Annotated in this window: 12 protein-coding genes; 5 read left to right on the top strand and 7 right to left on the bottom strand. The window is 40.5% G+C overall.

All coding sequences use genetic code 11. The features are described 5' to 3' along the window. Positions 1-90: 90 nt before the first annotated feature. Positions 91-852, top strand: a complete 762-nt coding sequence (locus PR808_RS13785) for an aminoglycoside adenylyltransferase family protein (protein ID WP_206086838.1) — start codon at positions 91-93, stop codon at positions 850-852. A gap of 130 nt (positions 853-982) precedes the next feature. After that, positions 983-1,387 carry a RidA family protein gene (locus PR808_RS13780; RefSeq protein WP_206086837.1) on the top strand — a complete coding sequence of 135 codons (405 nt, stop codon included), beginning with the start codon at positions 983-985 and terminating at the stop codon, positions 1,385-1,387. Positions 1,388-1,442: 55 nt separating this feature from the next. Here the strand turns inward: PR808_RS13780 and PR808_RS13775 are convergent, their stop codons facing one another. Beyond that, the gene (locus PR808_RS13775) at positions 1,443-2,786 is read right to left on the bottom strand and encodes an NCS2 family permease (RefSeq protein WP_206086836.1); all 1,344 of its coding nucleotides are present in this window, start codon (positions 2,784-2,786) and stop codon (positions 1,443-1,445) included. A 32-nt stretch (positions 2,787-2,818) separates the two neighbouring features. Beyond that, positions 2,819-4,594, bottom strand: coding sequence for an adenine deaminase (locus PR808_RS13770; protein ID WP_272539495.1), 1,776 nt, complete (start codon positions 4,592-4,594; stop codon positions 2,819-2,821). Between the two features lie 145 nt (positions 4,595-4,739). On the opposite strand from PR808_RS13770, the gene PR808_RS13765 reads away from it, so the two are divergent. From PR808_RS13765 to PR808_RS13755, 3 genes are all read left to right on the top strand, one after another. Continuing rightward, the gene (locus PR808_RS13765; protein WP_225819553.1) at positions 4,740-5,666 is read left to right on the top strand and encodes a LysR family transcriptional regulator; all 927 of its coding nucleotides are present in this window, start codon (positions 4,740-4,742) and stop codon (positions 5,664-5,666) included. A 230-nt stretch (positions 5,667-5,896) separates the two neighbouring features. Further along, positions 5,897-6,799 (top strand): hypothetical protein, encoded by a 903-nt coding sequence (locus PR808_RS13760; RefSeq protein WP_272539494.1) that lies wholly within the window; start codon positions 5,897-5,899, stop codon positions 6,797-6,799. A 181-nt stretch (positions 6,800-6,980) separates the two neighbouring features. Then, positions 6,981-7,715: a vWA domain-containing protein gene (locus tag PR808_RS13755; RefSeq protein WP_272539493.1), complete on the top strand. Its 735-nt coding sequence runs from the start codon at positions 6,981-6,983 to the stop codon at positions 7,713-7,715. A 158-nt stretch (positions 7,716-7,873) separates the two neighbouring features. Here PR808_RS13755 and efeB read toward each other — a convergent pair whose 3' ends face one another. From efeB to PR808_RS13730, 5 genes are all read right to left on the bottom strand, one after another. Next, positions 7,874-9,145, bottom strand: a complete 1,272-nt coding sequence (efeB, locus tag PR808_RS13750) for an iron uptake transporter deferrochelatase/peroxidase subunit (RefSeq protein ID WP_272539492.1) — start codon at positions 9,143-9,145, stop codon at positions 7,874-7,876. A gap of 11 nt (positions 9,146-9,156) precedes the next feature. Then, positions 9,157-10,059 carry an EfeM/EfeO family lipoprotein gene (locus PR808_RS13745; protein ID WP_272539491.1) on the bottom strand — a complete coding sequence of 301 codons (903 nt, stop codon included), beginning with the start codon at positions 10,057-10,059 and terminating at the stop codon, positions 9,157-9,159. Next, positions 10,037-10,885 (bottom strand): FTR1 family iron permease, encoded by an 849-nt coding sequence (locus tag PR808_RS13740; protein ID WP_206083001.1) that lies wholly within the window; start codon positions 10,883-10,885, stop codon positions 10,037-10,039. The genes PR808_RS13745 and PR808_RS13740 overlap by 23 nt, the downstream gene beginning before the upstream one ends. Positions 10,886-10,896: 11 nt before the next feature. Further along, the gene (locus PR808_RS13735) at positions 10,897-11,232 is read right to left on the bottom strand and encodes a cupredoxin domain-containing protein (RefSeq protein WP_206083000.1); all 336 of its coding nucleotides are present in this window, start codon (positions 11,230-11,232) and stop codon (positions 10,897-10,899) included. A gap of 94 nt (positions 11,233-11,326) precedes the next feature. Next, complete coding sequence (locus PR808_RS13730; protein ID WP_206082999.1) at positions 11,327-11,884, bottom strand: iron transporter; 558 nt, start codon at positions 11,882-11,884, stop codon at positions 11,327-11,329. Between the last annotated feature and the right edge of the window lie 230 nt (positions 11,885-12,114).

Here is a 12,114-nt window from a genome sequence, read left to right as displayed (position 1 = left end):
CTATTTTTTTATCTATGTTTTATTCAAGGAATAGATAGAGTCGATAAATTATGATGTTTATTTAATAAAGTTAGACAGGACTCGATATTTATGACGCCCCATCCTCAAGCAAAGCTCGCTTTAGCTATTTTGCAAAAATATTTATCTGATTCATTAATTGCAGTTTATCTGCATGGATCGGCTGTTTCGGGTGGCCTAAGACCAACGAGTGATATTGATTTACTTGTTGTGGTTGACAAGCCGCTGACAGAGATATGCCGTGAACAGCTTGTGCGAGGGCTAATGGCGATTTCTGGCTTATACCCGATTGATCCAGAAGGGCGCCGACCACTTGAAGTTGCCGTGTTTTTATCAAGTGAATTAAACATGCTTTCTTCCCCAGCAAAATGTGAATTAATGTACGGGGAGTGGTTACGCACAGAGTATGAACAAGGGGTATTTGAAGGGCAAACCCAAGACCCTGAATTTACATTGATGTTAGCGCAAGCTGCACAAGATGCGGTCGCTTTATGGCATAAGGAAATGCACAGTTTACCCATGATAGGCCAGCCTGATATACGAAAAGCGATATTAGATGCTCTTCCTAACTTACTGTTATCTTTGAAGGGGGATGAACGCAATGTGTTACTCACCCTTGTGCGAATGTGGTACACCATGAAGACAGGGTTATTTATTTCAAAGGATGGGGCTGCCAATTGGGCAATAGATTTAATGCCTACGGCGTTATCCTCGATAATTATAATGGCCAAAAATGACTATTTAACGGGGGCTTCTACTGACTGGGCAGACCAAACAGAGGGCATTAAGCCGTGTGTTGATTATTTAGCTGAATGTATTCGTACTTGTTCTTAGATGAGCTCAATCGATGTGTGTTTTGGTGCTCTTTAAGTGCGATTAAAACCCTGTTTGTTGGATGTTTAAAGAATCTAAAAAATACATGATTTATACTGCTTTGCTGTTTGATTAACGAGGGAACAAAAACGTGGAAAAAAAATCAATTAACCCTACAACTGTCTTTAATTCTTTGCAGTATGGTTTTAGCCAAGCAATAGAAACAACGGGAACTCGCCAATTATTTTTATCAGGCCAAGTGGGCGTAAACGCTAATCAAGAAACAGTGGCGGGGGGAATTTATGAACAAACTGTTCAGTCACTGGTAAATATCGAACATGTGCTGCGTGAGGTGGGGGGAAACTTATCGAATGTGACTGTTTTGCGTATTTACATTAAAGATGGGGCGAATAGCCACGAAGAACAATTAGACATCGCTAAGGCATTAAAAGAAAAGTTTGGTGATGCACCACCCGCTTCTTCTTGGATTATTGTTACAGGACTTTCATTACCTGAGTGGCTAATTGAAATTGAAGCCCATGCGGTCTTAAATTAACCCGAAAAAATTGAAAAAGCCGATAATCAAATCAGCTTTTTCATATCACAGCTTATTAGTGTTTAACGAGCGTTGAGAAGTAGTAAACTAACGGAACTGCAAGTATCCACAAACTAATTGGAATTTCTCGCCATTGCCCTGCAACGGCTTTAATTAAAATGTAAAATAGCAGCCCACCAGCAATGCCTGTCCCGAAACTATTGGCGATTAACGTAATCATTACCATCATTAATACAGGCAATCCGTCGGTAAAGTTAGCTAAATCGACTTTCCGTAATCCGCTGAACATATTTAAGCCGATTAAAATCAGGGCTGGTGCAGTGGCTTGCGCAGGGATCATTAATGCGATTGGGGTAAATAGTAGCATCAATAAAAACATAATTGCAGCGGCCAGCGCAGTCATCCCTGTTTTGCCACCCGCTTCTGCGGCAGCGGATGATTCAATTAATGCTGTTGCTGCAGGAATTCCTACCCATGGCCCTAATGCTGCCGCAATGGAGTCCACAATAAACGGGCGGTTAATATTAGGCATATTGCCTTCTTTATCTAATAAACCTGCTTCCCCGCCGACGGCTAAGGTGGTGCCCATTGTGGAAAAGAATTCGGCGGCAAAAAAGACAAATAAAAACGGTAAAAAGGCAATATTTAAGGCGCCAATTAAGTCCACTTGGCCTAATACTGGGGCAACAGAATGTGGCACGCCAATAAAGCTTTCAGGTAGTTTTGTCACACCAAAAGGGATACCTAAAAGGGTGGCAAATAAGATGGCCCACAAAATACCGCCTGGAATTTTACGAGCTTGCAAGGCTATGGCGACAAAAAATCCTGCAAGTGCAACCAGGGCTCCAGGCGACAAAAAATCCCCTAACATCAGTGCATTTGTTTTTGGGTTAGCAAGGACTAACCCTGCATTACGAAAGCCTAATATCGCGACAAACAAGCCTATTGATGCGGTAAGCCCAAGCTTTATGGATTGCGGTACAGAGCGCGTCACGACCTCACGCAAGCCAAACTTAGTGAGCAGGAAAAATAAAATACCCGACCAACAAGCGATACCTAAACCGATTTGCCAATCAATGCCTTCACTGCCAGCAAGGGTGATCCCGACTAAGACTGAACCGCCAATTCCAGGGCCGACAATAAAAGGTAAATTCGCATAAAAAGCCATTAATAAGCTCGCGAGTACGAACACAATAATAGTGCCAGTGGTTGCAGCGCCTTTATCCATCCCGCCCGCAGCCAGTAACCCAGGGATCACCACAAGAAGGTAAGCCGCAGCCAAAAAACCTGTGATCCCCGCTAAACATTCCGTTTTGACTGAACTGCCGCGTTCACGCAAGGCAAAGCGTTTTTCAAGCCAATTCCCTGATACTGGCTTATTAATTGAATTGTCAGCCATGAGTTGGCTCTCCTTTTATTATTTTAATTACGTTATGCATGTTCATTACGGTGGATAACTGCATCAACAATTTGGCGCGTTGTGCCATCGGTGAGCCCTAAATCGGTTAAGTGCGGCCCTGCATTACACGCAAGACAAGTGCCTTCAATCGCTTTAAATACACGGTAAGGTGGCTCCCAATCCGCAATTTCACTGCTTAAATCACGGAGTTGTCGAAATTGTGCTGCAAGCTCAGGAGCTGGGAGGTCTGATAACATTCCCGCAATTGGCATCGCAACATGGGCTAAGACTTTGCCATTTTGCACTAATGCCATACCACCGCCGCTTTCAATTAGTAAGTTACATGCAATGGCCATATCTTGTGGATCACGGCCTAATGCAACAAGGTTATGGGAATCATGGGAGTAACTTGTTGCTATGGCTCCGCGGAGCTCTCCCCAACCTGCTAGTAGCGCGATTTGGGGCTTTGATTCATGGCGTGCATGGCGGTGTTGAACTCTAATAAGGCTAAAATTATCAGGAAGCTGGACAACACCCTCATTAATTTCTACATCAACTTCCCCCCATTGGGTAAAACGGGCGCCTTGAATATGGCGTAAACGCGCCGTACCGTTATTGACTCCATCAATTCTAAGTTGGCAATCATCGGCAGTAATCGGGGAAAGTCGCATCGTTTCACGAGGAGGTAAAACATCACTTGGTGAATGGATAGAGGTGAGTAGCCTACCCTTTTCGGCAATTTTTTGGCCTGCAACATACACTGAATGGGCTTTTAATGTTTGTAGTGAATCAAAAGTCACCAAGTTGGCTTTTCGACCTGCAGCAATTAAACCTAAGTCATTACGTTGTAAACGGATTGCGCCATTCAGTGTCGCAAAGCGTAGTGCATCAGTCACGGGCATTCCGTGTTCAATTAATAAGTTAAGTAGCGCAATAATACCGCCTTTTTCCAATAACATATCGGGTGGTACATCATCCGTGCACACGGTAATTTGTGAAGATAAATGGGGCAGTGATTTCAACGTGGTGACAATGTCGGGTAACAGGTAAGGGTGTGAACCGCGAATTTCGAGAGTGAGCCCTGCGCGTAATTTTTCGAGGGCATCTTCCGCTGACGTCAGCTCATGATCAGATGTGACACCTGCTGCAAGATAGGCTTGTAAATCCGCCCCTTTTAGCCCGCGGGCATGCCCTTCAATCAATTTCCCTGAGCGTAATCCCGCTTCTAAGATTTCTTCCATGCGTTCACTGCCATGAAGCACACCAAACATGTCCATGACTTCAGCGACGCCGTGGACTTCTGGCCAGCTCAGCATAGTCGACATCTCTTCACCTTCGAAATCGGCACCTGACATTTCTAATCCAGGAGTGGAAGGCACTGAAGACGGTGCGGCGACCATGACATCCAGTGGTAAATTTCGACTAGCATCAATGGCATAACGTACACCGTCAAGGCCTAATACATTAGCAAGCTCATGGGGATCCCAAAAGACGGTTGTCGTGCCTTGTGTTAAGACAATTTCTGCGTAGCGTACAGGAGGCAAATGGGAACTTTCTAAATGCACGTGTGTGTCAATCAACCCTGGAGAGATAAAATAGCCAGATAAATTATGAGTCTCTTTTGCATCTGTACGTGTACCTGTTGGATGAACGCTAGCGATAAGATTACCCGTGATCCCGATATCCGCGGGGCGAATTTCCCCCGTGACCATATCAATGATATTGGCATTGGTCAGTAAAAGGTCAAAAGGAATATCCCCTTTTGCAGACTGAACGACGTGACGTCGACTTTGCTCTTTTTTGCACATAAGACACCATCCCTATAATTTATGACAGTTACTTTATGAGTAACGCAAACGTTTGCCAAGATGATAAAATTTATCAGTTCATAAGAAAAGGTTATAATGCGATGAATACTTCAGGAATATTTAATCAATTTAATAATAGGCCGCTATGACTGAACCTTGGCAACGCTTGCCCGCGCTCACGCTTAAGCAACTTCAGTATTTTGTCACGTTGGCAAAGTTACGTCATTTCACAGAAACGGCAAGCCGCTTATCTGTCAGTCAGCCTGCGTTGAGTAGCGCGATACGGCAAATCGAGTCTGTTTTAGGCGGGAAATTGATCAACCGAACGGCTTCATCCGTCTCTTTAACAGAATTAGGGATTGCTATTTTGCCTCATGCTCAACAGATATTGAGTGTTTCCCATCGCGCATTTAGTGAAATTCAAAAAATTATCGAAGAGGGGGGCGATGGCACACTACGGATTGGCCTTGTTCCTTCAGTGAGTTCATTATTGTTTCCTGCGGTGCCTGAATTATTAAGCCAACATTTTCCGAGGTTAAAAATTGAATTTTATGACCAAACCAATGATTCGCTGGTAAACCAATTGGTTAATCATGAAATAGATTTTGGGATAGGGGTCATTGATAGCTTTGTTCCACAAGACTTACGTATTTTCCCTCTACAAGATGACCCATTTGTAGCGGTAATTCATTCCGATGATGTATTGGCTAGTAATGAGTTTCATTTACCTTGGAAATTACTTAATGGTCGTGATATCGCTGTTTTTTCAAAAGGAAATATCCAGCGGTTGGTGACTGCAACAATTGAAAGTCATCGATTGAAACTAAATCCACGCTATCAAGTGGATTATATTGAAACGCTGTATGGTTTGGTACGATCAAAATTAGCCATTGCGATTTTGCCTCAACTGTATACTGTCAATTTACGTGACCCTGAACTAAAAGTACTGCAACTACAACAACCTGAACTTGCTCGAACTGTAGCGTTAATTCGCAATAATGCAGCGGAGACACCAATGATAGAGTCTATTTTTCAGGTGCTTTTAAATGCATTAAAGGATAAGAGAGGGTAACGAAATTATTACACTTTTTTCTTATCGAGTGTAACGCTATTTATTATTATAAAAACATAACTCAGTACACACTCAAGATTAAAGCATTTAACGTAAAGTTATTTTTGTCTATTTATATTTAAATCGTATAGATGAATAAAAATGCATTTTAGTAGATGTTTAATATTATAAAATATAACCAATTGATTTTAAATATATTACTATAATGCTCAGTCTATTGAGAATATTTAATGAAAACACTCCTGAGATTCAGCTGCTTAACGGTTTCGTTGCTACTACTTTCAGCTTGTGACGATTTTGATGCCATTGGAAGTAAAGGTAAGTTTTATTATAGCAACCCAAGTACCAGTAATATTTGGTTTAAAGTTGATGGGAAACGCTATGAAATTTTACCTAATGGAAGTGGCGTTATTATGCTCTCTAGTGGTGTCCATCATTTAGAAAATGATAAAGGCGAAATGACCGAGTTTATGATTTTTGAAAATAACTCTGGGGGTATCCTTAACCCAAATCATTTTATCTATTATACCTTATCTGAGGTTTATGCCGTAGATGAAAAGTCAGACCGCTTTAAACCTGTAAGCTACCCTATTACTATTAATGGTCATAAGTTAGATTTACCGATCCGCAGTGCTAATGCAGTAATCATTGATACTAATTTATTTAGATGTAGTTACCCAATAGGAGAAGCTTTTCCTGATTCAATTACACTTTATGATGATAACTCAGATGGTAATATTAAATCTAAATGTTTTGACCAACTTGAATTGGTTAAGTATATGGCTAATGAATATGACCAAAATTTAATGCCAGCTACGCTCGGTGACGAAGGTATTAATTCTATTAATATGGTTTTTAATTATGACATACCGAAAGTTGTATTTAATGATAAAAATGTACAATTAAAAGCGCAACAACTTGTTGCGCTTACTGAACAGTTGAAAAATACAGATGATGTTGATATTCATAAAAAATTAAATAAAGAATTTCATCAGGCAACGATTGAGTTAGTTGATAAGCATGCTGTGAGTGCCACCAATAATACAGTTGAGGAAAATATAAAATATAACGATTTTATTCAAGAAGTTAATATGCTTAGAGGAAATGGTATATGGGTAAAATCCAATAATTAAGTTTATTATAGATATTTCTCGTTGATTACCTTAATTTTGCGTGTTTAAGGTAATCTATTTTGTTTGTTTTTAATTCAGAATATGCTTATTCAGCAAGCAGAGTAATCTTATGTGAAATAATGTCATAAAACGAGACATTGGTGTGGCAATACTCATATTAATCTCACCAAGGAACTCGGCGATGAACCTATCTAAACAATCAATTTTCACCGTCATATCAACAGCATTTTTATTGCTGTTTTCTTCGGTTTCAAGCAGTAAAACTGTGATTGAGACGAAACAAGATCCTGAAGTATTAGATTTAGTTTTTATTCTCGATAAAAGCGGTTCGATGTCTGGTTTCGAGTCAGACACTATTGGTGGGTACAATAGCGTACTTGCTGAAAACAAAGATAAAAAATCAAAAACTTATATCACGACTATTTTATTTAATGACAAAACAAGTTTATTGCATAATCGTGAACCAATTGGCAAAGTGGCTAACTTAACGCTGAATGATTATTCTGTTGGTGGATATACCGCATTACTTGATGCTATTGGTGAGGGCATCGAAAAAATGCGTGAAAATAGAAAAATCACCAAAAACAATAATGTTCTTTTTGTCATTATTACAGACGGACAAGAGAATAGTAGCCGCAAATATTCATCTTCTAAAATTAAAGCCATGATTAAATCGGCAGAAACAGAAGATAAATGGGACTTTATTTTCTTAGGTGCCAATATTGATGCGATTTCGGAAGCTGAAAATATTGGTATTAAAAGTTCGAATGCAACGGGATATGTACAAGACGGTGAAGGGTACGATAAAGCGTATCGCGCTGTAAATAAAGCCGTCGAAGCGAAGCAACAAGCTGCACCAATATCAGAGGATTGGAAACAGGAAGTTGAAGCTGATGTGAAGGAACGCAAAAAATAATAAGGTAACCAAGCCTAGAGGGAGTTTATCAAGGATGGGGAATCAGGGATGAGTAGCCGCAGGAGATAGGCTAACATAAGATTGGATCCATAAATGAATGTGAAGTTGTAGACTAAAATGCCCTTAAGAATAGTTTATATCCTAAGGGCATTTATCAATTAGTTTACTTGTTTTAGTGCGTCAAACATTGTTTTTGCAAGGCTATCTTGTGGTGATTGCATGCCTGGTAAAACAAAATAATATCCCCCGCCAAATGGTTTAATATAGCGTTCAAGCGGTTCACCATTTAACCGTTTTTGAGTATCAATAAAGCCTGCTTTTAAATTGCTTTGGTAAGAAATAAAAATTAACCCCATATCCAGAGCGCCAGCGTCTGTTAATCCTAATGAATAACTGTAACTTCGGCGTCTTAACTTGGCGGTATGGCGTTCAGGATTACGCGGCTCAGCACGACGCATGTGGGAATCAAATAACACACGATCGCCATGAGGGTCTTTATCAAAAGCTGGATCGTCATGTTCCTGCTTCATGCCCATTGGTGCCCCAGTAGCTTTATGGCGACCAAAGTCATTTTCTTGGTCTTCTAAAGGCGTTCTATCCCAAAATTCAAGGTTAAAACGTATCAAGCGCACAGCCTGATAAGTCCCACCATCACACCATGCGGGCTCTTTACCGCCAGAGATCCAAATTAATTCATTCATCAGCGCGGCATCATCGGCTGAAGCATTTCCTGTACCATCTTTGAAACCAAATAGGTTAATAGGTGTACTGTGGTTATCGATGTCACGGGAAGGCAAGAAACCATCAATTTTCCACAGTGGAAAACTGTAAGGTGAAATATGACGCAAGATGTCTCTTAAGGCATAGATGACGCTTTCTTGGCTGTTCGCACAAATTTGCAGCATGATATCACCACCGCACCATTTTGCTTCTAACCGATCATTTGGGAAGCTGGCCATTTCCACGAGCTGTTTTGGTTTTATTTTGTCTAATCCAAAGCGTGAATCAAACAGGCTATTTCCAAGTGCTACGGTGACGGTGAGCGAATCAGGTTGTAGGTGGGTACCAAGAATACCTGATTCAGCAGGTGGCATTTTATCATTTGTGGTTGATGGTGCCTGCTGAGGTTGTGTTAGGTAGGCTATCCTCTGCGATAAAAGCGAAAAAACAGTTTGTAGTTCATCAAACTTGGTCGTGGTGATATTGAAAGCAATAAAAGAGGCATTTTTTTGCTCGGGTGTTAATACCCCAGCTTGGTGCTGACCGAGATAATTTATTGTTTTATCGTAATTTAACTGGCAGTTAGCGATTTGCTCTTTCGCTTTTAACGCAGGGGCTGCAAAAATGGCACTACCAATCGCGAGGGCTTTTAATGCAGAACGGCGAGATAGCCCATTGGCAGGGGGTTGGCTTCTAAGTTTAGCTTGCATAAATTTATGCCTTAATATTTATAGTAAACATCAACATCGAGCTGCGCTCTTAATGTCGCTAAGATTTCAGCTTGTTGAGTTAATAAGGAGTAGAGTGCCATTTTGTCTTTTTGTTGTAATTGGCTGTGAGGTTGATACAGACCATTTGAAACTTGATAGGCCTGCACAATCTTATTCATTTTTTGATCATTTTCTTTTATTTGATCTAAGGTTTTAGGCTCAATAAAAGGGCTAAGAATTTCAATGATTTCTTGAGAACCTTTGAGGTTTGCTGCAATATCGGTTAAATCTGACAAACTGTAGATATTTTCTTTACCGTCTAACTTTGTTTCAATAATCATTTCCATAAAGTCAGCAGAGGCCTGAACTAGCTTAGGAATTTCAATCGTTTCTGTCATGAGTCGCTTTTGTAAGTCATGCCCTTTTAATAATAGTTCTTCGGCAGGAGCAAGCGCTTGTTGGGCAGATTTTTGGTCAAATAATTGGTATTCAACGAGATGAAAACTAGTGAAGCGATAATCTTTTTCTTTATCGAGAAAATAATCAGCACGAGGGTTAATGGTTCTATCTGTATTACCAAATAGCACAATGATTGGACGCACTGTTTCATAATGCTGGTGGGCCGCAATATAGGCGGATTGGGCTTTGGCTAAATCCCCTTTTTTTAGCGACTGTTGTAGTAGGTTTAATTCTTCAACCATTTCTGCCAACTCAGCGTTGGCAAAATTAAGATAAGTTTGGATACTCGTTTGGTATTTTTCGGGGGTTGGGATATCCCCTTTGGCAACAATAATCTCATCCCCTGTTTGCACAGGGGAGCGTAGCGCCTTACCTTGAACCGTTGTTGAAATGGTTATGGTGAGTATTAAACTAAAAAAAATCCATCTCGTCTTATGCCTTAGCGAGCTGTACATGTTTTTTGCTCCGTGCAAATAATGGAATAACAATGAGCCAATAAAGGACAAAAGTGATTACGCTTAACCAAATAGGCTGAGAACGATATGCGAAGAAAGATGAAATAAAGTTCCCTGCAATGCCTGAATCATCGAGTAATCCAGTGGTATCCCATGCAGGATAGATTAAAAACTCAGGGATTGAATAATCATATTCAATGAATAAATTCGCGCTTTCTTCGACACCTTTAAGTAGCAAGGATAGGGCTAAAAATAACAGGATAACGCCAGTTACTCGGAAGAAAATTGCCCATGAAATAAGGCGGTTAGTGAGAAGGAATAGATATAACGTTAAGCCTGCAATGGCAATTCCTCCTCCCACTTCGGCAAAAAATGCAGATGCATTTGCTGATGTAAGCGACATGATAAAGCTGGAGAGAAACACCACAATTTCGCTGCCTTCACGTGCGATAGCAATGGCAATAATCAATGCGGCTCCCCACCAATTATGGTGTGCAGCATTACGGTTAATACCCGATTCTATTTCTGATTTCATCGAGCTGCCGTGTTTATTCATCCAGTACACCATTTGGACGATTAATATACAGGCAAGTAATTCCATGAAGATCATGAATAAGGATTGGCCAGTATCATCAAGAACATTAAACACGCCATAAATAAGCAAGGCGAGCAAGACTGAGATGATGACACCAAGAGCGACACCACCCCACAGGAATTTCATACCATTACGGGCATCTGGGTGGCGTTTTATCCACGCATAGATAATGCCAATAACGAGTAGGGCTTCAAAGCTTTCTCGCCAAACAACAAACAGAACTTGTCCCATATTTAACCCCTCTATTTAGCTACAATTTCGCCTTTAGGGCTAGAAAGATGGAAATCATCAAAGAAGGTATATGTACCTGGTTTGAGAGGCGCAATAACAACGACGGAGCTGGCTCCTGGCGCTAACACTTTTTCTTTACGTAGTTGAATGCTTTCAAATTCAGCGGGTTCAGTTCCTGTGTTGGTTATTTTAATACGGATGATTGTTTTTGCAGGAACTTCCAGTACGCGTGGAATTAAATCGCCATTTTTCATTTCTAATTCCACGGTGTATTTTTCTGCCGCAAAAACAGATTGAGGCAAAAAAGAGCAGGCAATAACCAGTAAAAAGCTCAGTAATATTTTCATTTTGGCTTAGGGAGTCCATTTATTAGCGCAAACAGAAAAAGGGCTTGCAGACAATGAGAGTTCCTACAAGACCCTTTGCTCACTTTAGATAAAACTAGTAGCTTCCTTTACGGCCTACACCTGCGTAGTCAAAGTCCCAAGAGACTTCAAAGGGTTGGAACCAAGGAGCAACACCCGTTTCTTTATCAATGTGGCGACCAAAGGCAACATCTTTATTATGTGAAGGTGGGTAAATTTTATAGGTCACACGATATTTCCCATTGCCATCTAACTTGATGTTTTCCCCATAGTGAGGGCCATCACTGGCAACCATAGGCATAAAAGTGCCTGTTTGAGTTTGCGGTTTATCACCTAGTTTCGTCACGGAGTATTCGATAGTTAGGTAAGGGATCCAATCGCCTTCTGCGAAGCCATTCGGATTATCTTCTACTGCATGGATGTCAGCTTCTAAGTGGATATCGGCTTTATCTGCCGCTAAGTGGGCCATTTTATGATGCCCTTCTTCAGTATCCATTGTAATGGGTTGTAAATAGACACCTTGAATTTCCATTCCGTTTTTAATCACTGGGTGGCCAAGCGGATACTCTTGAGCAAATGCAGAAATTGAAAACAACGCGAGACCCGAAACAGCAGCTTTGTAGGCGAGTTTCATTATTACGTCCTTACCATTATTTAAGTTAGAGTCGTAATGATAATCATTACTATTGTAAGATTACAAGTGAGTATTTTCGATGAGTGGCCATTTAAATGCACGAAATGGTTGTTTTTTGATAAAAATCTAGGTGTTAGATAAAGTTATTATTCTTTGAAAAATAACTTTATACAGAATGTGCACTGTAAAACAGTTTATTATTTATTACATGATATATTCCATTAAAGGAA

This window comes from Providencia sp. PROV197, assembly GCF_028479625.1.
Taxonomy (GTDB): Bacteria; Pseudomonadota; Gammaproteobacteria; order Enterobacterales; family Enterobacteriaceae; genus Providencia; species Providencia vermicola.
The sequence above is the reverse complement of the archived record's forward strand: the minus strand, read 5'-3'. Positions and strand labels throughout refer to the sequence as shown.